Below are 23,344 nucleotides of genomic sequence, written 5' to 3' on the forward strand. Positions count from 1 at the left end.
CGCCTCAGTCTTTCGAGGTCAGCGCGTACCGACGCGCGTCGGGACCGCAGTTGAACAGCACGTCGAGCACGGTCACGCCGTGGACGAAGTCGCCCCACTGCTGCGGATACTCGGGATAGCTCGGATAGTCGAACCAGCGCACCGCGACGCCGGCATCGGCGAACAGGTTCTCGTCGAGGTAGCTGCGCGCGGCCGGGCCGGACAGGTACTCGGACGCGCCCGCCTGCACGCACAGGTTCAGCAGCTTCTCGGTGCGGTCGCCGTGGAGCGCATAGTCCGACGTCGACGACACGCGCGTGCCGATTTCCAGTTGCCGCAGGACCCACGTCAGCATCGCGGCATTCAGCTCGCTCAGCATCCCGTAGGTGCGACCGGTGTAGAGCGCTTCGAGCTCGTCCGCATAGCGCGCGAAGTGCGGCGCGCGCGCGTAGTTCTGCTGCAGGGCCTTCCAGTGCAGCGGCGCCCAGTCGGCGCCGTCGATCTCGGTTTCGCGGATCGACTGGTGATACTTGCCCTTCACCTTCACCGGCACGCTCAGCCATTGCACGCCCTGCGGCGTCTTGATCTGGTTGCGGTTGCGCCAGTCGCGGCGCGTGTACTGCGCGTCATCGTAGAGGATGAACTCGTCGCTGGCGGCGATCAGGTCGAAGTAGCCCTTCCACGGAATGTAGTTGGACTGGACGATCGCCACCCGCTTCGCGTCGCGGTTCATGGTCGCACCGCTCATGCCGGAATGTGGCCGTACCGGTACATGTCGACGAGCTCGGGCGGAATGCCCCAGTCCGTTGCGCCCAGCTTGTCGTGCAGCGCCTCCAGGTCCGCGCGCATCGCGTTCCGGAGCTGTTCGACCATGCGGTTGCGCGCCGGCACGAAGTCGTGCTGGTACGCGGCATTGATCTGATGGCGTACCGTCTTCGCGATCGCCGCCTCGCGCGTCATGTTGCGGATCAGCGGGCGTTCGGGCGCGAGTTCCGCGTAGCGCGGATCGATCGGCTCGCCGCGCATCGCCGCGACGAGATCGCGGCTCAGCACCGGCGACAGGTGGAAGCCGTCGCGCTTGGTGCCGCCGAGAATCCACAGGCCGCGCACGCTGGTTTCGCCGAACAGCGGATACAGGTCGGACGTCGTCGGCCGCCAGCCGACGTTGACGTTGACCAGGTTCGCGCGCGAGAAGCGGGTGTTGATCTGGTCCATCGCGGACTTGAGCAGCGTGTACGCGCTGCCGGCGTGGCCGTGCTCGTGCGGCACCGGGCTGATGTAGTTGCTGGCGCCGACGAGGGTCCGGTCGGGCCCGTACGGCGCCGAATACACACCGCACGCGAGGCCGCGGTTGGTCGTGCGCACGCAGTGCGTGTGCACGTTCTCCGTGCTCTGCAGTTCGATCGACATGCCGATGCCGTAGAACATCCGCTGCACCGGCAGCTCGGGCAGGCTCGCCTGCAGCACGCGCGTCACGTTGGCGCCGTTGCAGAGGATGAAGCGGTCCGCGCCGAGCACGCTGCCATCGGACAGGCGCGCCCCGGTGACGCGTCCGGCCGCGGTGTCGAGCCGCTCGACCTCGGCGTCGATGAAGCGCACGTTGCCGGCTTGCGCGACCGACGCGGTCAGCGCGTCGAGAAACTGTTTGGGATTGACCCAGCCTTCGCGCTTCAGGAAGACCGCCTTCAGCGCGCGATAGCGCGGGTCCGGATGATAGTTCGGGATGCCTGACGGATCGACCGCCTCGCAGGGCTCCTCGAATTCGCGGCAGAACCGCTGCATGGCCGCGAAGTTCTCGTCGTCGAGCGCGTCGGTCGCCGCGTTGTTCAGCACGAAGGTGCCGAAGCCGTGCGCGACCGCGCGCGCCGGCGTGCAGATTTCAGCGAATACGGCGGGCCAGGCCGCCGTCGCGCCGCGGCTCAGCTCGAACTTGAAGCGGTCGATCGGCGTGCCGAGCGAATCGCCTTCCAGCTCGGTGAACGAATTGAGCATCGCCGCCGCAGCGCGCGTGGCCGAGCCGGGCCGATGCGCGTGGCCGACGATCACGAGTTCGACGCCCGCGTCGGCCTGCTGCCATGCTCGGGCCGTCATCAGGCCGAGAATGCCGTTGCCGAGGATTGCGATTTTCATTTGCGTGTGCCCCCACCTTCGGGGAATGACAGGTAGCAGAGCGACGGATAGGCCGCAGCCTTGTGGATCTGGTGCGGACGGTTGCCGAGCAGGTCGCGCAGGTAATGGACGCCTTCCGCGGGCAGCTGGCCGCCGCGGGTGAGCTGCCAGAACGCGACGACGCCGCCGGGCACCAGCCGCTCCATCACCGCGTCGAACGCGTGCCGGGTCGGCTCGATCACGTTCAGGTCGAACCACGCGAGCGCGACCATCTCGCCGGGATGCGCTTCGTCGAACGCCGCCAGCGTATCGCGGCAGTCGCCTTCCCACACGTGGTGCTTGTCATGCACGTGTCCCATCGCGTTGCTGCGCTCGTGCAGGTTCAGCAGCTTGCGCAGCAGGTCGGCGTACTCGCCGGACAGCGAGTACGTGCCGTCGGAGAACAGCTTGCGGTCGCGGGTGTCGTGCTCGGCGAAGCCCGTGTAGCCCGTGAACGTATCGAATGCGTGGATCCGGCGCTGGAAGTTCAGCGGCTCGAGAATCGCGCGGAAGTTCTCGCACAGCACGGCGGTCTGCCCGCGCCACGTGCCGAGATCGAGGATCGCGCCCGGCAGCGGCACGATTTTTTGATAAATCTCGAAGGTCGCGAGAATGCGTGCGAGGAGCGAGCCGCGCACGAACAGGCCGAGCGACCGTTCCAGTTCCTCGCGCGTCGCGGGGTAGGTCTGCATCAGGTCGAACAGTTCGCGGCGCGCCGCGAGCTGATCGCCATCTGCGTTGGTGATGATCGCTGATTCGTGCATACACAGGGCTCCAGGCGCAAAGGGTGTGACCGGACGAGCGCGTGTCGGCACGGTGGCATCGGAATGCGCAACCGTCCGAGCGTCGCAGGTCGGACATCTTTCTACGATCAAGTCTAGCGAGCGCCGCCAGGATCGAATGTCGGATTAGCGGGTGGTTTCACCCCGCATTTCGATGGATGCGCGCGTGTCCGGCGCGAATTCGGGGCGCCCGAGGGGGCGGCGTGCAGTCGCGGGAATAGCGACCAATTCCAGCACCTGCTCGCCAAATTGGAACGCGGCGAGCGCGTGGAGAATTCGGACACGTCGGAGACCGTCGGTGCGTGCGTCCGCGGGCGAAGGCGTGTGCCGACGCAGCGGCGCCGGCCGCGATTCGAATCCCGTATTGGCTACCAGGACGACAAAGCTCATGATGCCCACCTCCCCCGCCGCCGCCACGATCGAACAGGCGCTGGCGCACCATCAGGCCGACCGGCTGGAAGAGGCCGAGACGCTGTACCGGCAGATCCTCGACACCGATCCCCGGCACGCGGACGCGCTTCACCTCCTCGGCCTGATCGGCCATCAGTACGGGCGCTATCAGGAGGCATCCGACCTGATCATGGCGGCGATCGAGATCCGGCCGGACGCGATGTACTACTACAACCTCGGCAACGTGATGCAGGCGGACAACCGTCACGCCGCCGCCGCCGAGTGCTTCCGTCTCGCAATCGAGCTGCGACCCGACTACGTCGATGCGTACAACAACCTCGGCAACGCGCTGCGGCTCGCCGGCGACGCGCGCGCGGCCGTCGATGCGTTCTGCCAGGCCATTGCGCTGAAGCCGGACAACGGCCAGGCCTACAACAACGTTGGGAATGCGCTGTTCGACCTGAACGAGATTCCGGCCGCGCTCGAGGCTTACCGGCACGCGGTCGCGCTGCGCCCCGAACTGCCGGAGCCGCGCAGCAACCTGCTGTTCGCGAGCCACTTCAGCGAAGCGTTCGACCACGACGCCTATCTCGCCGAGGCCGCGCGCTACGACGAACTCGTCACGCGGTGCGCGACGCCGTGGACGGACTGGCTCGTCGACCTGGCTCCCCGGGTCGGGCGGCCGCTGAAGGTCGGCATCGTGTCGGGCGACCTGAAGTCGCATCCGGTCGGCTATTTCATCGAGAGCATGCTGAAGCATCTCGACGCGAACCGGATCGAGATGCATGCGTACCCGACGCGCGACGTCGAGGACGACGTGACCGCCCGCATCAAGCCGGCCTTCTCGACATGGACCAGCATCGCCGGCCTGAGCGACGAAGCGGCGGCTGCGCGTGTCCGCGCGGACCGCATCGACGTGCTGCTCGACGCGGCGGGCCACACGGTCTACAACCGCCTGCCGCTGTTCGCGTGGAAGCCGGCGCCGCTGCAGGCGAGCTGGCCCGGTTATTTCGCGAGCACCGGCGTGGGCGCGATCGACTACGTGATCGGCGACCGTCACGTGCTGCCGCCCGCCGAGGCCGCGCATTTCACCGAGCGGCCGTGGCACCTGCCGGACAGCTATCTGTGCTTCACGCCGCCGGCCGAGCCTGTCGACGTCGGCGCGCTGCCGATGCTCGCGAACGGCCATCCGACCTTCGGCTATTTCGGCAAGCTCGCGAAGATTACCGATCATGTCGTCGCGGTCTGGTCGCGCGTGCTGCAATCGGTCGCGGGCGCGAAGCTGTTCGTGAAGGCCGAGCATCTCGACGATCCGCGCGAGCAGCAGGCGCTTGCCGCGCGCTTCGCGGCGCACGGCATCGGCGCGCAGCGCCTGATCCTCGAAGGCCGCTCGCCGCGCGCCGAATACCTGGCCGCGTACCGGCGTGTCGACCTGATGCTGAGCCCGTTCCCGTATCCGGGCGGCACGACGACCGCCGAAGCGCTGTGGATGGGCGTGCCCGTGCTGTGCCGGCGCGGCGAGCGCTTCCTGTCGCACATCGCCGAGAGCCTGCTGCATTCGGCGCGGCTGCCCGAGTGGATCGCGGACGACGACGCCGCGTATGTCGCGAAGGCCGTCGCGCAGGTTGGCCAGCCGGCCGAGCTGGCGGCGCTGCGCACGACGCTGCGCGCGCAGGTGCTCGCGTCGCCGCTGTGCGATGCGCCCCGCTTCGCGCGCCACTTCGAGGACGCACTGCACGGCATGTGGGCGCAGCACGTCGAAGCCGCGCCGGTCGCATCCGTGTGAGGCCGCCTACGACTTGACGTGCGTGGGCATTTCCATGGTGGCGGCAAGCGGAACATGGCGGCCCTCGCGCCGAACACCGCGCCGGCCGACGTGATCGTCATTCCGACCGGTGGCGCGTGCGCGACACCGTCGTCGGGATGGCACGCGATGGGATGGCGGCGTCGGCCGTGATGATCGGACACGGCGGCAGGCGGATCGGCTTCGGACGCGATCCGCATTCCTAATGAGCAAAGCAGACGAGATGGACGGAACAGGACAGGCATTGCAGGCGGCGCTCGCGCATCATCAGGCGGGGCGTCTCGCGGAAGCGAAGACGCTGTACGACGCGATCCTCACCGCGCAGCCGGGCCAGCCGGATGCGCTGCATTTCCTCGGGCTGCTCGCGTGCCAGCTGAAGCAGTACGACGCGGGGCTCGCGCTGATGGAGCAATCGCTCGTCGAGCGGCCGGACGCGTCTTACTTCAACAACCTGGGCAACATGCTGCGCGAAAGCGGCCGGCTCGACGACGCGATTGCGCACTATCGGCGCGCGGTGGCGCTGCGGCCGGACTATCCGGAGGCGCACAACAACCTCGGCAACGCATTGCGCGACGCACGCGAGCCGGCGGCCGCGATGCAGAGCTGCGCGCGCGCGATCGAGCTGCGCCCCGGTTATGCGCAGGCGTACAACAACCTCGGCAATGCGCTGCAGGATCTGGGCGACCTCGATGGCGCCGCCACGCATTACGGCCGCGCGATCGAGCTGGATGCGTCGATGGCGATGGCCCACGCGAACCTGAGCGCCGTGCGTCACAAGCAACTGCGCTGCGCGGAAGCGCTCGCGCATGCGCAGGACGCGATCCGGCTCGCGCCGAACCTCGCTGAAGCACATAACCACGCGGGCAACGCGTATCACGGACTGAACCGGCTCGAGGATGCGCAAGCGTGCCATCGCACGGCCGTCACGCTCAATCCGGCGGACGCCGGCGCGTGCCACAACCTGTCCGTCGTGCTGTTGAAGCTGCAGCGGCTCGACGAGGCGCTCGTGTATTGCCGGCAGGCGTTGCAGGCCGGTCCGCCGGCCGTGTTGATGCACGTCAATCTCGGCGACATCCTGCGCGCGCAGGGCAACGTCGATGCCGCGGTCCAGGCCTATCGCGACGCGCTCGCGCTGGTGCGCGACGACGCCGACGACGTGGCGGCGACCGTGCTGAACCGGCTGCTGTTCAGCGCGGCGGCGTCCGCTTGCGTGAACCCCGCCGACTACCTGGCCGACGCGCGGCGCTACGGCCGGCACCTGGCCGCGCGTTCGACGCGCCATGCGCACGATCCGCGCGAGCGGGCCGCGCGCGCGCAGGGGCGGCCACTGCGCGTCGGCTTCGTGTCCGGCGACCTGCGCCTGCACCCGGTCGGGATCTTCCTGGAAAGCGTGCTCGCGCACCTCGAGCGCACGCGCATCGACCTGCGCGTGTACGTGACCACGGACGAGGAGGACGCGATCACCGCGAAACTGAAGCCGCACGCGAACGGCTGGCGCTCGATCGCCGCGCTGGGTCCTGACCTGGCCGCGCGGATGATTCACGACGACGAAATCGACGTCCTCGTCGACCTCGCGGGCCATACGCAATCGAGCGGACTCCCCGTGTTCGGCTGGAAACCCGCGCCGGTGCAGGCGAGCTGGCTCGGTTTCTTCGCGTCGACCGGCTGCGACGCGATCGACTACTTCATCGGCGACCGCTACACGCTGCCGGACGCCGAAGCGCATCACTTCGTCGAGAAGCCGTGGCGGCTGCCGGACAGCTTCCTGTGCTTCACGCCGCCGGCCTGCGACGTCGAAGTCGGCCCGCTGCCGATGGCGGCGAGCGGCCATCCGACGTTAGGTTGCTTCGGCCAGCTCGTGAAGATCGGCGACGACGTCGTGCGCGCGTGGTCGCGCATCCTGCATGCGCTGCCGAACGCGCGGCTGCTGCTCAAGGCGCACGAACTCGGTCGCGAGGGCGTGCGCGACGCGACCGCCGCGCGCTTCGCGCGGCATGGCATCGACGCGGACCGGCTGATCCTCGAGGGCGGTTCGCCGCGCGCGGAATACTTCGGCGCATATAACCGCATCGACGTCGCGCTGAGCCCGTTCCCGTACCCGGGCGGCACGACCACGGCCGAAGCGCTGTGGATGGGTGTGCCGGTGCTCGGCATGAAGGGCGGGCGCTTTGTCACGCACATCTGCGAAAGCGTGCTGCACGCGGCGGGCATGGGCGAATGGGTCGCTGACGGCGAGGACAGCTATGTCGCGAAGGCGATCGCGGCGGTGCACGATCGCGAGCGCCTCGCGGCGCTGCGCGCGAGCCTGCGTGCGCAGCTGCTCGCGTCGCCGTTGTGCGACGCGCGCCGGTTCGCGGCGCATCTCGAAGCGGCGTTCCTCGCCATGTGGCAACGCTATACGAACTCGGAGCAGGAAGCATGAACGATATCCACGACACGCTGCAGTCCGCGCTGGCGCATCATCAGGCGGGGCGTCTCGCGGAAGCGAAGACACTGTACGACGCGATCCTCACTGCGCAGCCGGGCCAGCCGGATGCACTGCATTTCCTCGGGCTGCTCGCGTGCCAGCTGAAGCAGTACGACGCGGGGCTCGCGCTGATGGAGCAATCGCTCGTCGAGCGGCCGGATGCGTCGTACTTCAACAACCTGGGCAACATGCTGCGCGAAAGCGGCCGGCTCGACGACGCGATCGTGCACTACCGGCGCGCGGTGGGGCTGCGACCGGACTATCCGGAGGCGCACAACAACCTCGGCAACGCGTTGCGCGACGCACGCGAGCCGGCGGCCGCGATGCAGAGCTGCGCGCGCGCGATCGAGCTGCGCCCCGGTTATGCGGAGGCGTACAACAATCTCGGCAACGCGCTGCAGGACCTGGGCGAGCACGAAGCGGCGGCCGCGAGCTACGCCAAGGCCGTCGCGCACCAGCCGCAGTACGCGGATGCGTACTGCAATCTCGGCAACGCGCTGCATGCGCAGGAGAAATTCGACGCTGCCGCGGATGCCTATCGTCGCGCCATCGCGCTGCAACCGGGCTTCCGTGTCGCGCACCGGGGGCTGAGCGCGACGCTGCGCGCGGCCGGCGATCTGCACGGCGCGATCGACCATGCGCGCGAGGGGCTCGATCCGGGCGACGCAGACGCGCACTGCGTGCTGGCAAGGTTGCTGCAGCGCATCGGCGATTTCGACAAGGCGCTCGAACTGCTCGAGCAGGCGGTCGCGATCGACCCCGCGCATGCACAGGCATGGGCGTGGCTCGGCGATTTGCGCAACCAGCAGGGCGAATACGGGCAGGCGGTGCAGGTGTGCCGGCGTGCGATCGAGCTCGATCCCGAACTGGCCGACGCATACAACTTCCTGGGCTTCGCGTATCACAACCTCAACTTGCTGGCCGCCGCGGAGTTGAGCCACCGGCATGCGATCGACCTGAACCCGGACGATGCCGACGCGCATCACAACCTCGCCGCCGCGCTGTTTCGGCTCGAGAAGCTCGACGAGGCGATGAAGCACACCGAGATCGCGAGGGCGCTCGGCATCGATCCGCTGAAGGTCCAGATGACGCTCGGCGACATCCTGTGGGCGAAAGGGGATCTCGCCGGCGCGCTGGATGCGTTCCGCTCGGCGATCCGGCACGACCTGCATCGCGCGTACTCGCGGATGCTGTTCAACATGTCGAGCTCACCCGCATTCGAGCCGCAGGAGTGGGTCGCTGAAGCGCGTCGCTACGGCGAGCATCTCGAGCGCGACGCGCACCCGTTCGAGCACGACCGCGCGCAGCGCGTCGCGCAGGCGCAGGGACGGCCGCTGCGCGTCGGCTTCGTGTCGGGCGACCTGCGGCAGCACCCGGTCGGCATCTTCCTTGAAAGCGTGCTCGCGCGGATCGACCGGTCGCGCATCGAGCCGCATGCCTATGTGACCTTCGTCGGCGAGGACGACGTGACCGCGCGGCTCAGGCCGAACTTCGCGAGCTGGAAGAAGCTGGTCAGCCTGGGCCGCGAGGAGGCCGCGCAACTGATTCGCGACGACGGCATCGACATCCTGATCGATATGGCAGGCCACACCAACTGGAGCGGCCTGCCGATCTTCGGGCACAAGCCCGCGCCGGTGCAGGCGAGCTGGCTCGGTTTCTTCGCGACGACCGGTTGCCGCGCGATCGACTATTTCATCGGCGATGCGCATACGCTACCGGCCGACGAGGCGCATCACTTCACCGAGCGGCCGTGGCGGCTGCCGGACAGCTACTTGTGCTTCACGCCGCCGCCGTACGATGTCGCGGTCGGCCCGCTGCCGATGGCGGCTCATGGCGGCGTCACGTTCGGCTGCTTCGGCAAGCTGATCAAGATCAGCGACGAGGTCGTCGCGCTGTGGTCGCGCATCCTGCACGCCCTGCCGGACGCACGCCTGCTGCTGAAGGCCCATGAGCTCGGCGCCGGCGACGTGAACCGGGCGACGCTCGACCGCTTCGCGCGGCACGGCATCGGCGCGGATCGGCTGATTCTCGAAGGCGGTTCGCCGCGTGCGGAGTACTTCGCCGCGTATAACCGCATCGACATCGCGCTGAGCCCGTTCCCGTACCCGGGCGGCACGACCACGGCCGAAGCGCTGTGGATGGGCGTGCCGGTGCTCGGGATGAAGGGCAGCCGGTTCGTCACGCATATTTGCGAGAGCCTGCTGCACGCGGCGGGCATGGGCGACTGGATCGCGGAAGACGAGGATGCGTACCTCGCGAAGGCCGTCGCGTTCGCGCGCGACCGCGACGGGCTGGCGACGCTGCGTGCAACGCTGCGCGAGCGGGCGCTGGCGTCGCCGCTGTGCGATGCGTCGCGCTTCGCACGCAACCTCGAGGACGCGCTGCACGGCATGTGGACCCGCTACGCGGCCGGCGAGACGGCGCCCCGGGACGCGTGACGAACGGGATCGCTCCACGGCAGGAAGCCGCGCTCGCGCATCGTCGGGCCGGCCGCCCGAGATGATCGACGCGGCCGTCGAGCGGGCGACGCGGGCGTAGCCGGTGCGATCAGGCTCGCGTTCCCGCCTGCAGGCGAAAAAAAAGCCGCATTGAAGCGGCTCGACGGTACGGCGACAACGGACCGCTCGACTGGCGGCGTCTTTTAATTCGACGTGCGCGGCGGGCGAGACGCCCGGCCGGTCACAGCATGCCGGCCTTCTGGTACTGGCTCGCGGCCTTGATCCGCTCCCGGGACTGTGCAAATTCCGCAGCCAGGCGGTCTCGGTCCGTCTGCGCATGCTCGGTGATCGACGCGTCGATCGCCATGATCTGCCGCACCTGGTCCAGCACGTCCGGGGTCTGCTCGCCGGACAGGTTCATCAGCAGCGGCGAGCGTTCGTCGGCGAGGGCCGCGACGCGCACCCAGTCGCGCGCATCGGCCGCCGACTGCATGGCACGGGTCAGGTCGAAGGCGCGGGACAGGGTGTCGTTCGTCATGGTTCTGCTCCGAAGGGGGGGCGGCCAACGCTTACTTGTTGTTGGCCATCGCGCCGGCGCTGTTCTGGCCGCCGAACAGCTGGGTCAGGTAGCGGGTGTTGTTCGCCATCGTCGCCATCAGCGTGTTCAGCGCGGTGAACTGCGCATTGTATTGCTTGGTCAACTGGTCCGAGTAGCTCTGCAGCTGCGTCGCCTGACCCTGCACACTCTTCAGATCGGCGTTGATCGCGTTGGTGCGCTGGTCGATCAGGCCGGACGTCTGCGTGTACGAGTTGATGTTCGCATTGAGCGCCTGGGCGATGCCGTTCGTCTGGTTGAAGATCGCCGTCACCGCGGAGCCGTTCGACTTGAGCGCGGTGGTCAGCGCGGCGGTGTCGACCGACATCGCGCCGGTCGAGTCCACGTTGATGCCGATGCTGCCGAGCGCATAGGTCGTGCCGCCCGTCGTGACGCCGCTGCTGAGCGTCGTCGCGAGCGTGCTCCTGATCGTGTTCAGCATCGCGTCGCCGAGCAGCGGGCCGGCGGTCTTCGCCGTCGCGTCGTAGCTCGACAGCGATTTCGCGGTATTCACGAAGTTGGTATACGCGGTCGCGAAATTGTTGATCGCGGTCGTCGCCGCGGCCGTGTCCTGCGACAGCGTGACGGTTTGCGTCGTGCCGACCGCGGCTTGCGACAGCGCCAGCGTGACGCCCGTCAGCGCGCCCGACACGTTGTTCGACGCGCTCGACACCGGCGTGCCGTCGATCGTCAGCTTCGCGTCGGCGGCCGGCGTGACCGTCGTGTACCCCGACGTCAGTTTCGAATTGACGCCGGTGCCCGTGATCGAGATCGTGTTGGCCGCGCCGGTGGCGTTCGACTGCATCACGAGATGCTGGCCGTCCGAACCTGTGATGACCGACGCGGTGACGCCGGCATTGCCGGACGCGGAGTTGATCGACGACGCGATGTCGGACAGCGACGCGCCGGCCGCCACGTTGACGTTGAACGCGGGATTGCTGCCGAACGTGATGCTCAGCGAGCCGGCCGCGATCGTGTCCGCCGACGTCACGCCGGCCGACGACAGTTTGTTGGCGGTCGCGAGCTGCGTGACATTGACCGAATACGAACCGGCCACCGCGCCGCTGCCGCTCTTGATCGTCGTCGCGATGCCCGTGCCGCTCGCCGTCGCGGCCAGGCTGCCGAGCGCGGTGCCGTCCGAGAGGCCGGTGAGCGCGGTCTGCAGCGCGGACAGCGCGCCCTTCAGCTGGCCGATCGCGGACAGCTGCGTATTGTCGTTCGTCTGTCGGGTCTGCAGGGCCTGCAATTGCCCGGCCGTCTTCGCGTTCACCAGCGTCGTGACGAGCGTATTGACGTCGAGCGTCGAATTGGTCGCGCCGCTGATGATCGATTGACCTGCATTCGCCAGGATGGTGCTGATGTCCGTGCTGCTGACGGGGGTGGTGGCCATGCCGTTGCTCCGGTCGTCCGCGCAATCAACGTGCGCGATGCGGCGGGGCGCCGCGGTTCAATGCAAAGAGGGAGGCGTGCCTCCCTGGAGAATTCCGGTCCGGGCGGTTTCGGCGGCGTCGCGATGCGTCGCATGGCGACGCCGCCGTGCCCGGAGGCGGGCGGGCACGTGGCCCGCCGCGGGTGCTGCTCGATTAGCCGAGGAGCTTCAGGACTTGCTGCGGCAGCGAGTTCGCTTGCGCCAGAACCGAGATACCAGCTTGCTGGAGCACTTGCGCCTTGCTCAGGTTCGCCGTTTCCGTCGCGAAGTCCGCGTCGGTGATCTGCGAGCGAGCGGCGGTCATGTTGGTTGCCTGGGTTTGCGTCGTCGAGATCGCAGCCTGGAACGTGTTCTGTGCTGCGCCCAGCGTTGCCTGGAACGTGTTGACTTGCTTCAGTGCCGCGTCGATCGCCGTGATCGCCGATTGCGCGCCCGACTGGGTGGCGACGCTCAGGCTGTTCACGCTCATGCCCGTGCTGTTCCAGTTCGCCGTGCCGAAGTCGACGGTAACGACCTGGTTCGCTGCTGCGCCGATCTGGAACGTGACGCTGCCGGCGCCGCCCAGGATGGTCTGGCTGTTGAACGTCGTTTGCGATGCGACACGGTCGATTTCGCTGAGACGCGTCGTCACTTCAGCTTGCAGGTTCGCGCGGGCGCTCGAATCCAGCGAGCCGTCGCCCGCTTGTTGCGCCAGCGTACGGATACGCTGCAGGTTGTCGACCGTCGATTGCAGCGCGCCGTTGGCGGTCTGGATCATCGAGATGCCGTTGTTCGCGTTTGCAACACCTTGCGTCAGCGCATTGATTGCCGCCGTTTGCGACGTCGAGATCGCCAGGCCTGCTGCATCGTCAGCAGCGGTGTTGATGCGCTTGCCCGACGACAGGCGGTTGATTGCTTGCGACAGTGCGCTTTGCGAGCCCGACAGATTCGTCTGCGTCGTCAGCGAAAGGATGTTGGTGTTGATGTTCAGCATTTGCTTCCTCGTTTTGGAAAATGCCTGAGATACAGACAGGTTCTGATTTCGGCGTGGCGCTTTTTTGCGTCTGGCGCTGCCCGCCTTTCCTGGTTGACGGCGGCACCCGGCGAAAACTTTAGCGGGATGTTTGAGGAAATTCGGGACCGAAGGATCGGTTTCGCCGGGAAGGCGCACGGGGCATGGCGGGCGGCGTGGCGGCCGTGGCGCGAGAATCGCGCGGTTGGGCGGAACGTTTGCCCGCGACCGACAAAAGGGTGGTTTTGTCTGTGATTCCCTGCTATCATGGCGGGCTGAATTGAGATTTTCTGTCACGCCTTTGCCGGTTTCGGCATGTCTGCTGGCAGTCAAACGCGGCGCTGCACGCGGTTGTGAAGCGTACTCGCGGTGCTTTCCGCCTCTCTTTTCCGGCCTCCGAGGCCGTATTTCCGCTCGTTTCGCCTGTTGTGGGGACGCTCGGATGGCCGGTGCGTGGCGCTTGGCCGCTACGTTTTTGACCGTTTAAGCAATTTAGGAACGACATGACGACGATTCTTCTGAAAGAAAACGAGCCGTTCGAAGTGGCGATTCGCCGCTTTCGTCGCGCTATCGAAAAAAATGGCCTGATCGCTGAACTGCGTGAGCGCCAGTCTTACGAAAAGCCGACCGCAGTCCGCAAGCGCAAGAAGGCAGCAGCCGTCAAGCGCCTGCACAAGCGCCTGCGCAGCCAGATGCTGCCGAAGAAGCTCCACTAAGAGCATCTGACGGTTCGCCGCGAAACGGCGGAGTGTGCCTCGAAAGAGGCCGCTCCGCCGTTTTGCTTTTGCGGGCCGGGAAACCTCGGGATCGTTGCCGTGGGTCGGTTTCCGCCGACTGTCCGGCAGCCGGCTGTCGCGCTCCCGCACACGTGCCCGTGCTTGCGTAAAAACGCAAGTAAGAATCATTCTCATTGGTATAGAATGTCGCGGATCGTATCAACACCCGCCGACCGCGCAACAATTCCATGCCGCGTACAACGGCATCCGGCCTCGCCTGATCGGGCCGGACGATCGCCGCGCGGCGCCCGACATCCAATGGACTGCATCCCGTCGAATCGGGGCCGCCGCGCGTGCCGGCCCGCTTTACTTTCGCTGCGCACGCGATGAATGCGTTCCTGCGACCGTTTCTCGTGCGCCTGCACCGCTGGTTCGGGCTCGCCATCGCGCTGTTCCTGTTCGTCGCGGGGCTCACCGGCGCGCTGATTGCGTGGGACCATGAGCTCGACGCGGCGCTGAACCCGGATTTCTATACCGCGCGCAGCGGCGCGGCGCCGCTTGCGCCGCTCGAACTCGCGGCGCGCATCGAGGCCGCCGATCCGCGCGTGCAGGTGACCTATCTGCCGCTCGCGGTCGAACCGGGACACACGCTGCAGGCGGGCGTGATGCCGCGTACCGATCCGGCGACCGGCCGGCCGTACCCACTCGGTTTCAGCCAGATCGCCGTCGATCCTGCGACCGGCGCGGTGCAGGGCCGCCGCGAATGGGGCGCACTGTCGCTCGCACGGCTCGACCTGATGCCGTTCATCTACCGGCTGCACTACTCGCTGTTCCTGCCCGTGTACGGCGGGATCAATTTCGGGTTCTGGGTGATGGGCGTCGTCGGCATCGTGTGGGCGATCGACAGCCTGATCGCGCTCGTGCTCGCGTTTCCGAACCTGAAAAGCTGGCGCAAGTCGTTCGCGTTCCGCGTGCGGCGCGGCGGCTACCCGCTCGTGTTCGACCTGCACCGCTCGGGCGGCGTGTGGGTGTGGGGGCTGCTGCTCGTCGTCGCGGTCACGTCGATCTCGATGAACCTCGCCGTTCCGGTCGTACGCCCGCTGGTGTCGCTGGTTTCGCCGCTCGCCGAAACGCCGTATACGAATCCCGAACATTTCCCGCCGGCCCGGCCGGGCAGCCAGGCGCTGCCGCGCGAACGGATCGTCGAGATCGCACGCTCGGCCGGCCGCGACGCGGGTTTCGCCGCGCCGCCGGGCGCGCTGCTGTTCGCGCCGGCGATGAATGCCTATGCGGTCGGGTTCTTCACGCCGGGCAACGACCATGGCGACGTCGGGCTCGGCAATGCGTGGCTGTACTGGAATGCGGTGACCGGCAAGCCCGTCGCGGCGCAGGTGCCGGGCCGCGGTTCGGCCGGCGACCTGTTCATGCAGGCGCAGTTTCCGCTGCACTCGGGGCGGATCGCCGGGGTCGCCGGACGGGCGGTCGTGAGCGTGCTCGGCATCGTGATCGCGATGCTGAGCGTGACGGGCGTCTGCATCTGGGTGAAGAAGCGCAGCGCACGCGCGCGGGCCGCGCGGAGCGCGCGGCCGGTCGTGCCGGCGACGTCGTCGTCGCGCGCCGCGCGGTAAGGGTTAGGCGGCAAGCGGCAACCAGCAAGCAGCACGCGGACGGCGCAACCGCCGCGGGGCAGCGTCGGCGCCACGTTTGCGCCTGCGCCGTCAGCTCGCCTTGCGCCGACGTGCCGGCTGCTTGCCGCCGAGCGCCGCGCACTGCGCGTGGCACGGGCAGCCGGCTTCGTGATCGTTGACCATGCCGGTTGCCTGCATCAGCGCATAGCAGATCGTCGAGCCGACGAACTTGCAGCCGTACGCCTTCAACGCCTTGCTGAGCGCGTCGGACTGCCCGGTCGATGCGGGCGCGTCGCGGTACGACTGCCACGCATTCTGGATCGGCGTGTCGCCGACGAACGACCACAGGAACGCGGCGAGCGACCCATGCTCTTCGCGAATGCGCTGCACCGCGCGCGCGTTGGTCACCGCCGATTCGACCTTCGCGCGGTTGCGCACGATGCCCGGGTTCTCCAGCAATTTCTCGATGCGCTTGGGCGTGAAGCGCGCGACGGCATCGACGTCGAAATCGGCGAACGCTTCGCGATAGCCCGCGCGCTTGTTCAGGATCGTCGACCACGACAGCCCGGCCTGCGCGCCTTCCAGGATCAGCATTTCGAACAGGTGGCGATCGTCGTGCGACGGCACGCCCCACTCGGTATCGTGGTAGTGAGCGTCCGCTTCCGTCTTCACCCAGTTGCACCGCTGCGACATCGTCTGCCTCGTTTTCAGTATCGATTCGATCGCGCCAGCATAGCGGAAGCCCTTTTGGCGGGATAGCCGGCCGAACGGCAGATGGGCGCGCGGCGCCGATCCGGTTAAGCTTGGCGCCTGTTCGAATCAGCGGGATGAAGGCATGGCGGCATTACTTTTTGCGATCGGCATCGACGGCGGCGGCACGGGCACGCGCGCGGTGCTGGCCGACCGGCACGGGCGCGAGCTCGCGCAGGGGCGCGGCGGCCCGTCGGGGCTCGGTCTCGGCATCGAGCGCGCATGGGCGTCGATCGGCGCGGCGTGCGCGGACGCGTTCACGCACGCCGGTCTCGCGTTCGACTGGTCGCAGTGCGCGCTTGGCTGCGGGCTCGCGGGCGTCAACAACGCGGCGTGGCTCGCCGCATTCCGCGCGCAGGCGCCGCTCGGCGCGCTCGCGGTCGAGAGCGACGCGTATACGACTGTCGTCGGCGCGCATGGCGGCGCGCCGGGGCTCATCGTCGCGCTCGGCACCGGCAGCATCGCGGCGGCGCTCGATGCGGGCGGCGCGTGCCGGATCGCGGGCGGTTTCGGCTTTCCGTCCGGCGACGAGGCGAGCGGCGCGTGGCTCGGCGTGCGCGCGCTCGCCTATGCGCAACAGGCGCTCGACGGCCGCGTGCCGCGCGACGCGTTCGCCACGGCCCTGCTCGCGGAAACGGGCGCGCAGGATCGCGACGCGCTCGTCCAGTGGTCGTGCGACGCGAACCAGACGATCTACGCGCGTCTCGCGCCGATCGTGTTCGCGCACCGCACGCATCCGGTCGCGAGCGCGCTGATCGCGCAGGCCGGCGACGAGATCGGCAAGATGATCGACGCGCTCGATCCTCGGCAGGCGCTGCCGGTCGCGCTGTGCGGCGGGCTGGCGGACGCGCTCGCGCCGGCCGTGCCGGCGCGGCACGCCGCCCGGCTGCGCGCGCCGCTCGACGATTCGGCGCATGGCGCGCTGCGGCTCGCGCTGCAGGCGTTACGGGCGACGGAGGGCGGCTGAGCGGAGCGCGAGCGGGATGGATGCCGCGCCGCAGCGGCACCCCGGGCGGCGCGTGGCCGGCAACCGCCCGGCGCGCCGCCGGGCACGACGTTAGAATGACGCTTCCTCCGTGCCGCGCGCGCCGCTCTCCCGTCCCATGTACAAAGTCATCGCCACCGATCTCGACGGTACGCTGCTGAACAGCGACCACCAGCTGGACCCGTACACGATCGACACCGTTCGCCGGCTCGACCGCGACGGCGTGCAGTTCGTGATCGCCACGGGGCGCCACTATGCGGACGTCGCCGGCATTCGCGACGTGCTCGGCATCCGGCCGTACCTGATCACGTCGAACGGCGCGCGCGTGCATGCGCCGGACGACACGAGGATCCACGCGCAGGACGTCGACGCAGCGATCGTGCGCCGCCTCGTGCAGCCGGAAGTTGTCGGCGCGCACGGCCGCGTGATCGTCAACCTGTTCACCAACGACGGCTGGCTGATCGACCGCGACGCGCCGCACCTGCTCGAATTCCACCAGGATTCGGGCTTCCGGTACGACGTGACCGACATGGCCGCGCACGACGGCGCGGATATCGCGAAGGTGCTGTATATCGGCGAACCGGCCGATCTGGCGGTCGTCGCCGAGCAGATGCGCGTGCAGTTCGGCGATAAGCTGTACGTCACGTACTCGCTGCCCGACTGCCTCGAAGTGATGACCGCGAACGTGTCGAAGGGGCGCGCGCTGCGCACGGTGCTCGCGCGGCTCGGCATCGATACCGGCCACTGCATCGCGTTCGGCGACAACATGAACGACATCGACCTGCTCGAAACCGCCGGTCACGCGTTCATGATGAACAACGCGAACCCCGACCTGGTGGCGCGGCTGCCGCACATCCCGCGGATCGGCAACAACTTCGACGCGGGCGTCGCCCGCCACCTGCGCACGCTGTTCTCGCTCGAAGACGACGTCGTCGCGTCCTGAGCATCCGCCCCGGCGCCGTTTCCGTGCGCGGAAATGAAAAACGGGCGCCAGGGGCGCCCGTCGAAATTGCCTGCCTCGTGTTCTTCGACAGCGTGAGGCTCGCTGCTCTGCTCGCTTGACCCCGTAGTGTTTTATTCGCTTGTGCGAGCGGATGCGGGCAGCAGGCCGACGGCGTCGTCACGCCCGGCGACCAGCGGATAGATGATCCCGGCGAGCGCCGCGCCGATCAGCGGCGCGATCCAGAACAGCCAGAGCTGGCCGATCGCGTCGCCGCCGACGAACAGCGCCGGGCCGGTCGAGCGCGCCGGGTTCACCGACGTGTTGGTGACCGGAATCGAGATCAGGTGAATCAGCGTCAGGCACAGCCCGATTGCGATCGGCGCGAAGCCGGCCGGCGCGCGCTTGTCGGTCGCGCCGAGGATCACGAACAGGAAGAAGCCCGTCATCACGACCTCGCAGATGAACGCCGCGGCGAGCGAGTAGTGGCCGGGCGAGCGATCGCCGAAGCCGTTCGTCGCAAAGCCGCTGCCGACCACGTCGAAACCCGGCTTGCCGGTTGCGATCAGGTACAGGACGAACGCGCCGAGCGTCGCGCCGACGACCTGCGCGACGATGTACGGCGCGAGATCGCGTGCCGGGAAGCGGCCGGCGACCGTCAGGCCGACGCTGACCGCCGGATTCAGGTGGCAACCCGAGATGTGGCCGATTGCGAATGCCATCGTCAGCACGGTCAGGCCGAAGGCGAGTGCGACGCCGGCAAAGCCGATGCCGAGGCCCGGAAAGGCGGCGGCCAGCACGGCGCTTCCGCACCCGCCGAGCACCAGCCAGAACGTGCCGAATACCTCTGCAGCGAGACGCTGAGAAAGATTCATGTAAGGACCTCGTCCAGGTGGGTTGAAGACCCGGGGCGACGCAACGGATTTATTGCGCTACCGGGAATTGGTCTGGATTATAGGAAATGAATCGGGCCCGGGAGGGTAAACGATTGTTAAATTTGAATGGCTGGCGAATGCCTTTTATTAGAATAAGTCCGCATTCTCGATATAGGCGATTCGGTTAAAGATGGCAGCATTAATTTCGAAGGGCAGGGCGGCAGTGCGGATGACGTAACGGATGTTGGTGTCCCGGCTGGATTCGCCGGGGCCGCATCATCGAAAAGGGGAGTCGAAAAATGTCTCAATACGCGAAACTCAAGGCGCAGATCGCCGATCTGCAAGCCCAGGCGGACGACGTGCGGCGCCAGGAAGTGGCGGCGGTGATCGCCGATGTCCAGCGCATGATTGCCGAATATGGCCTGACGGCCCAGGATCTGGGCTTCGCGGAGCGAGCGCGGCGCGGGCGTCCGCCGAAGAAGGCGCCGCTGCCGCCGAAATACCGCGATCCGAAGTCGGGTGCAACCTGGAGCGGGCGCGGCAAGCCGCCGAATTGGATCGTTGGCAAAAACCGCGATCGTTTCCTGATCGAGTGACGGAAAGCCAAATGGAAAGAGCCGCATCGACGATGCGGCTCTTTGTTTTTGCGCGCCGATTTCCGCGCGGATTTACCGCCGATTTCCGCGCGGATTTCCGTGTCAGGCGCCCGCGACCCGGCGCAATGCCGGTTGCTTGGTGGCCGCGCAAAGCGATTCGTAGGTCTCGACGTAGCGCTGCGCCATCGCCTTCGAGCTGAAGCGCGTGTCGAAACGCGCGCGGATCGCGGTGCGCGACAGGCTGTCGATCCGGTGCAGCGCGCCGACCGCGCCCTGCACGTCCTCGACGATGAAGCCGGTCACGCCGTCCTCGATCACTTCCGGCACCGAGCCGCGGTTGAACGCGACGACCGGCGTGCCGCAGGCCATCGCCTCGATCATCACCAGGCCGAACGGCTCCGGCCAGTCGATCGGGAACAGCAGCGCCTTCGCGCCGGACAGGAACGCGGGCTTTTGCGCTTCGTTGATCTCGCCGATGAATTCGACATGCGCCTGGCCGAGCAGCGGCTCGATCACTTCCTTGAAGTAGTCGGCGTCGGCCTTGTCGACCTTCGCGGCGATCTTCAGCGGCAGCCCGCTTTGCGCGGCGATCCGGATCGCGGTGTCGACACGCTTTTCGGGACAGATCCGGCCGAGGAACGCGAGGTATTCGGGCTTCACGTCCGGCTGCGGCGTGAGCAGCGTGTCGGGCAGCCCGTGGTACACGGTGCCGGCCCACGCGGCCTGCGGCAGCGGCTTGCGCTGGTTGTTCGAGATCGACACGACCGGCGAATCCGGGAACGCGTCGAACACCGGCTGCAGCTCCGGCAGGTCGAGACGGCCGTGCAGCGTCGTCACGTAGGGCGTGTCGAGGCGCGACATCAGCGGGAACGGCAGGTAGTCGAGGTGAAAGTGCAGCACGTCGAATTCGTGCGCGACCCGCGCGACCTGCTCGAGGAGCCGCATGTGGGGCGCCATCGAATCGCGGACCGACGGGTCGAGCCGCAGCGCGCGCGGCCACGCCGCCTCGAGACGGGCCGACGTGACGGAGTCGCCGCTGGCGAACAGCGTCACGTCGTGGCCGAGTTCGACGAGCGCCTCGGTGAGGTAGGACACGACTCGCTCGGTGCCGCCGTAGAGTTTCGGCGGAACGGCTTCGTAAAGCGGCGCGATCTGGGCAATTCGCATGGGGGTTTCTCCTGTGTCGATCCGAGCGCGCGACGGCGCTGATGCGGATCCCTTACAAGGTTGCGGAACTTGCCGACGCACGCGGTTCGCGATACGTGGCCGGGCCCTGGGCGGGGTGCGCGGAGCGCCGGACGGCAAGCTGCGGGGCGGGCCGGCACGGCTCGCGCCGCCGCCCATTGAAGTCCATTATCGATATCGCCCTGAGGGGTTCGAGTGTTTTTTCAAACACTTAAGGCTTGTTACACGATGAAATACGCGAAAACCCCGACAAAAAGGGCACGGAATCGCGACAGCCATAACTATTGTTGCGCTATCGTGAAAAACCACTATAATTTTTACCGATCCGATTGCCGGCGCCCTGCCGGCAAGCCTTCCGCCACCGGCGCGGCGGCAATCGGACCCTCTCGCAACCGAATCCGCGTTGCAACCCGTTTTTCCGATGGCTCCTTTCAATTCGCCTTGTCGGAAAAATTCCTACACGGTTTACAGACAAATCCTGCATGGCATACGCCACTTCGCTGATACCGACATAAATCCCGTTTGGCCAAAATTCGCCCTGTAAGACTATAAACGAGCCGACTGAGCGCCCAGTGCGCGCTGATCGAGCAAACGTTTTCATAACATGAATGGCCAAAGCACAGCTTTTTAACGGGGGAATCATGAGCGCTACCAGTGAAATGCTCAGTGAGATCAAAGAGGTCAACCTGTCGTACCTCCTCCTCGCGCAGCGACTGCTGCGGGAAGACAAGGCGATGGGCATGTTTCGCATGGGCATTTCCCAGGAACTCGCCGACGTGCTCGCCAACCTCACGCTCGCCCAGACCGTGAAGCTGGCCGCGTCGAACCAGATGCTGTGCCGCTTCCGCTTCGATGATCACGCGCTGCTGTCGTCGCTCGCCGACAAGGGCCGCAGCGATGTCGTCGCGCACGCCCACTCGGCCATCCTGATGGCCGGGCAGCAGGTCGAAGGCGTCCGCTGATCCATCCCGCCTTGCGTGTGTCCCGGCGTGCCGCGCCGGCCGGCAGCGTATTGGCCATTCATTCGCATAACGTCAAGCGGACGGTTATCACCATGGCAAGCAAAAGCGTCGTGATCGAGGTGAAGGAAATCACCCTCGCCATCGAACTCATCGAACTGGGCGCCCGGCTGCAGCTGCTGGAGGCGGAGACGAGCCTGTCGCGGGACCGTCTGATCAAGCTGTACAAGGAACTGAAGGGCGTATCGCCGCCGAAGGGGATGCTGCCGTTCTCGACCGACTGGTTCATGACGTGGCAGCCGAACATCCACTCGTCGCTGTTCTACAACATGTATCGGTTCATGCAGGACCACGGCCGCTGCGACCCGATCCAGTCGATCGTGAAGGCGTACCGGCTGTATCTGGAGCACGTGAACCTGTCCGGCGACGAGGCCGCGCTGAGCCTCACGCGGGCGTGGACGCTGGTGCGCTTCTTCGATTCGGGGATGCTGCAGATGACGCCGTGCACGCGCTGCGGCGGCCACTTCGTCGCCCATGCGCATGATCCGCATCAAGGTTTCGTGTGCGGCCTGTGCCAGCCGCCGTCGCGTGCCGGCAAGACCCGCAAGGCCGCCGCCGCGCGCGCCGAACTGGCCGCCGCCGTGGCCTGAGCTCGGCCGGGCGGGCCGCGAGCGACGTCCGCGCGCCGCGCGAATCGTCCACGCATTGCTGGTAAACACCGTCGGGCTGCCGCCGGGCGGCCGCGAAAGTTTTCCTGCCGACTGCCGTAAACCTGTTTAACGGCGGTCTTCCCGCCGGTCTTTCGTGAGGGACAGGCAGTGCTGATTATCGTGGGAACACTCGTGACGCTGTTGTCCGTCTTCGGCGGTTATGCGCTGGCAGGCGGGCATCTGGGCGCGCTGATCCAGCCCATCGAGATCCTGATGATCGTGGGCGCCGGCGTCGGCGCGTTCATCCTCGGCAACGGCGGCAAGACCATCAAGGCCACGCTGCGCGTGCTGCCGACGCTCTTCAAGGGCTCGAAATACACGAAGGACGTGTATATGGAGCTGATGGCGCTTCTTTACGTGCTGCTCGCGAAGGCACGCAAGGAGGGCACGCTGACGCTCGAGGCCGACATCGACGATCCGGAAAAGAGCCCGATCTTCACGCAATACCCGAAGATCCTCGCCGATCACCACATCGTCGAATTCCTGACCGACTACCTGCGCCTGATGGTGGGCGGCAACATGAACGCGTTCGAGATCGAAAGCCTGATGGACGAGGAGATCGAGACGCACCACACGGAAGGCGAAGGCCCCGCGCACGCGCTGATGCGCGTCGGCGACGCGATGCCGGCGTTCGGGATCGTCGCGGCCGTGATGGGCGTCGTGCACACGATGGCGTCGGCCGACAAGCCGCCCGCGGTGCTCGGCGCGATGATCGCGCAGGCGCTGGTCGGCACGTTCCTCGGGATCCTGCTGTCGTACGGGCTGATCGGGCCGCTCGCGAGCCTCGCGGAGCAGCGGGTGGCCGAGTCGACCAAGATGTTCCAGTGCATCAAGGTGACGATCCTCGCGACGCTGAACGGCTATGCGCCGGCGATCGCGGTCGAGTTCGGCCGCAAGGTGCTGTTCTCGACCGAGCGTCCGTCGTTCTCCGAGCTCGAAGAGCACGTGCGCCGCGTGAAGGCCAAGTGAGGCGGAGC

21 protein-coding genes are annotated in these 23,344 nt (G+C 67.3%); 11 read left to right on the plus strand and 10 right to left on the minus strand.

The window, feature by feature from the left end; translation table 11 throughout:
- Positions 1-4: 4 nt before the first annotated feature.
- From KR541_RS00820 to KR541_RS00835, 4 genes are all read right to left on the minus strand, one after another.
- Positions 5-727, minus strand: a complete 723-nt coding sequence (locus KR541_RS00820; protein WP_089488038.1) for a WbqC family protein — start codon at positions 725-727, stop codon at positions 5-7.
- Positions 724-2,109 carry an NAD(P)/FAD-dependent oxidoreductase gene (locus KR541_RS00825; protein ID WP_213345879.1) on the minus strand — a complete coding sequence of 462 codons (1,386 nt, stop codon included), beginning with the start codon at positions 2,107-2,109 and terminating at the stop codon, positions 724-726. Before KR541_RS00825 ends, KR541_RS00820 begins: the two co-directional genes overlap by 4 nt.
- The gene (locus KR541_RS00830) at positions 2,106-2,891 is read right to left on the minus strand and encodes a class I SAM-dependent methyltransferase (RefSeq protein ID WP_014722216.1); all 786 of its coding nucleotides are present in this window, start codon (positions 2,889-2,891) and stop codon (positions 2,106-2,108) included. Before KR541_RS00830 ends, KR541_RS00825 begins: the two co-directional genes overlap by 4 nt.
- A 144-nt stretch (positions 2,892-3,035) precedes the next feature.
- Positions 3,036-3,299, minus strand: a complete 264-nt coding sequence (locus KR541_RS00835) for a hypothetical protein (RefSeq protein ID WP_060733872.1) — start codon at positions 3,297-3,299, stop codon at positions 3,036-3,038.
- On the opposite strand from KR541_RS00835, the gene KR541_RS00840 reads away from it, so the two are divergent.
- The 3 genes from KR541_RS00840 (at position 3,298) to KR541_RS00850 (ending at position 10,008) form a co-directional block, all read left to right on the plus strand.
- Positions 3,298-5,085: an O-linked N-acetylglucosamine transferase, SPINDLY family protein gene (locus KR541_RS00840; RefSeq protein WP_124631516.1), complete on the plus strand. Its 1,788-nt coding sequence runs from the start codon at positions 3,298-3,300 to the stop codon at positions 5,083-5,085. The genes KR541_RS00835 and KR541_RS00840 overlap by 2 nt on opposite strands.
- A 241-nt stretch (positions 5,086-5,326) precedes the next feature.
- The gene (locus tag KR541_RS00845; RefSeq protein WP_089488041.1) at positions 5,327-7,525 is read left to right on the plus strand and encodes an O-linked N-acetylglucosamine transferase family protein; all 2,199 of its coding nucleotides are present in this window, start codon (positions 5,327-5,329) and stop codon (positions 7,523-7,525) included.
- Positions 7,522-10,008, plus strand: coding sequence for a tetratricopeptide repeat protein (locus KR541_RS00850; protein WP_216089314.1), 2,487 nt, complete (start codon positions 7,522-7,524; stop codon positions 10,006-10,008). Before KR541_RS00845 ends, KR541_RS00850 begins: the two co-directional genes overlap by 4 nt.
- A gap of 241 nt (positions 10,009-10,249) precedes the next feature.
- Here the strand turns inward: KR541_RS00850 and KR541_RS00855 are convergent, their stop codons facing one another.
- The 3 genes from KR541_RS00855 to KR541_RS00865 form a co-directional block, all read right to left on the minus strand.
- Positions 10,250-10,546, minus strand: coding sequence for a flagellar protein FliT (locus tag KR541_RS00855; protein WP_027783217.1), 297 nt, complete (start codon positions 10,544-10,546; stop codon positions 10,250-10,252).
- Positions 10,547-10,577: 31 nt separating this feature from the next.
- Complete coding sequence (gene fliD, locus KR541_RS00860) at positions 10,578-11,993, minus strand: flagellar filament capping protein FliD (RefSeq protein ID WP_089488043.1); 1,416 nt, start codon at positions 11,991-11,993, stop codon at positions 10,578-10,580.
- A 193-nt stretch (positions 11,994-12,186) separates the two neighbouring features.
- On the minus strand, positions 12,187-13,005 hold the full coding sequence (locus KR541_RS00865) for a flagellin domain-containing protein (protein ID WP_027783219.1): 819 nt from the start codon (positions 13,003-13,005) through the stop codon (positions 12,187-12,189).
- A 521-nt stretch (positions 13,006-13,526) separates the two neighbouring features.
- On the opposite strand from KR541_RS00865, the gene rpsU reads away from it, so the two are divergent.
- A complete protein-coding gene (gene rpsU, locus KR541_RS00870) occupies positions 13,527-13,739 on the plus strand; it encodes a 30S ribosomal protein S21 (RefSeq protein WP_006401410.1) in 213 nt (70 codons plus the stop codon).
- Between the two features lie 386 nt (positions 13,740-14,125).
- Positions 14,126-15,367, plus strand: coding sequence for a PepSY-associated TM helix domain-containing protein (locus KR541_RS00875; RefSeq protein WP_050015969.1), 1,242 nt, complete (start codon positions 14,126-14,128; stop codon positions 15,365-15,367).
- Positions 15,368-15,457: 90 nt separating this feature from the next.
- Here the strand turns inward: KR541_RS00875 and KR541_RS00880 are convergent, their stop codons facing one another.
- Positions 15,458-16,060, minus strand: coding sequence for a DNA-3-methyladenine glycosylase I (locus KR541_RS00880; RefSeq protein ID WP_050015971.1), 603 nt, complete (start codon positions 16,058-16,060; stop codon positions 15,458-15,460).
- A gap of 142 nt (positions 16,061-16,202) precedes the next feature.
- Here KR541_RS00880 and KR541_RS00885 point away from each other — a divergent pair, with 142 nt between their 5' ends.
- Positions 16,203-17,084: a glucosamine kinase nucleotide-binding domain-containing protein gene (locus tag KR541_RS00885; RefSeq protein ID WP_050015973.1), complete on the plus strand. Its 882-nt coding sequence runs from the start codon at positions 16,203-16,205 to the stop codon at positions 17,082-17,084.
- Positions 17,085-17,220: 136 nt separating this feature from the next.
- Positions 17,221-18,045 carry a Cof-type HAD-IIB family hydrolase gene (locus tag KR541_RS00890; RefSeq protein WP_050015975.1) on the plus strand — a complete coding sequence of 275 codons (825 nt, stop codon included), beginning with the start codon at positions 17,221-17,223 and terminating at the stop codon, positions 18,043-18,045.
- A 131-nt stretch (positions 18,046-18,176) separates the two neighbouring features.
- Here KR541_RS00890 and aqpZ read toward each other — a convergent pair whose 3' ends face one another.
- Positions 18,177-18,917 carry an aquaporin Z gene (gene aqpZ / locus KR541_RS00895; RefSeq protein ID WP_050015977.1) on the minus strand — a complete coding sequence of 247 codons (741 nt, stop codon included), beginning with the start codon at positions 18,915-18,917 and terminating at the stop codon, positions 18,177-18,179.
- A gap of 299 nt (positions 18,918-19,216) precedes the next feature.
- On the opposite strand from aqpZ, the gene KR541_RS00900 reads away from it, so the two are divergent.
- On the plus strand, positions 19,217-19,513 hold the full coding sequence (locus KR541_RS00900) for an H-NS histone family protein (protein WP_006489320.1): 297 nt from the start codon (positions 19,217-19,219) through the stop codon (positions 19,511-19,513).
- A gap of 102 nt (positions 19,514-19,615) precedes the next feature.
- Here the strand turns inward: KR541_RS00900 and KR541_RS00905 are convergent, their stop codons facing one another.
- Positions 19,616-20,680 carry a glycosyltransferase family 4 protein gene (locus tag KR541_RS00905; protein WP_050015987.1) on the minus strand — a complete coding sequence of 355 codons (1,065 nt, stop codon included), beginning with the start codon at positions 20,678-20,680 and terminating at the stop codon, positions 19,616-19,618.
- Positions 20,681-21,339: 659 nt separating this feature from the next.
- On the opposite strand from KR541_RS00905, the gene flhD reads away from it, so the two are divergent.
- From flhD to motA, 3 genes are all read left to right on the plus strand, one after another.
- Positions 21,340-21,660: a flagellar transcriptional regulator FlhD gene (gene flhD / locus KR541_RS00910; RefSeq protein WP_011350590.1), complete on the plus strand. Its 321-nt coding sequence runs from the start codon at positions 21,340-21,342 to the stop codon at positions 21,658-21,660.
- Positions 21,661-21,752: 92 nt separating this feature from the next.
- The gene (gene flhC / locus KR541_RS00915) at positions 21,753-22,307 is read left to right on the plus strand and encodes a flagellar transcriptional regulator FlhC (RefSeq protein WP_050015993.1); all 555 of its coding nucleotides are present in this window, start codon (positions 21,753-21,755) and stop codon (positions 22,305-22,307) included.
- A 168-nt stretch (positions 22,308-22,475) separates the two neighbouring features.
- Complete coding sequence (gene motA / locus KR541_RS00920) at positions 22,476-23,336, plus strand: flagellar motor stator protein MotA (RefSeq protein ID WP_050015994.1); 861 nt, start codon at positions 22,476-22,478, stop codon at positions 23,334-23,336.
- The last annotated feature ends 8 nt before the right edge of the window (positions 23,337-23,344 follow it).

It is taken from the genome of Burkholderia sola (genome assembly GCF_905400185.1).
Taxonomy (GTDB): domain Bacteria; phylum Pseudomonadota; class Gammaproteobacteria; order Burkholderiales; family Burkholderiaceae; genus Burkholderia; species Burkholderia sola.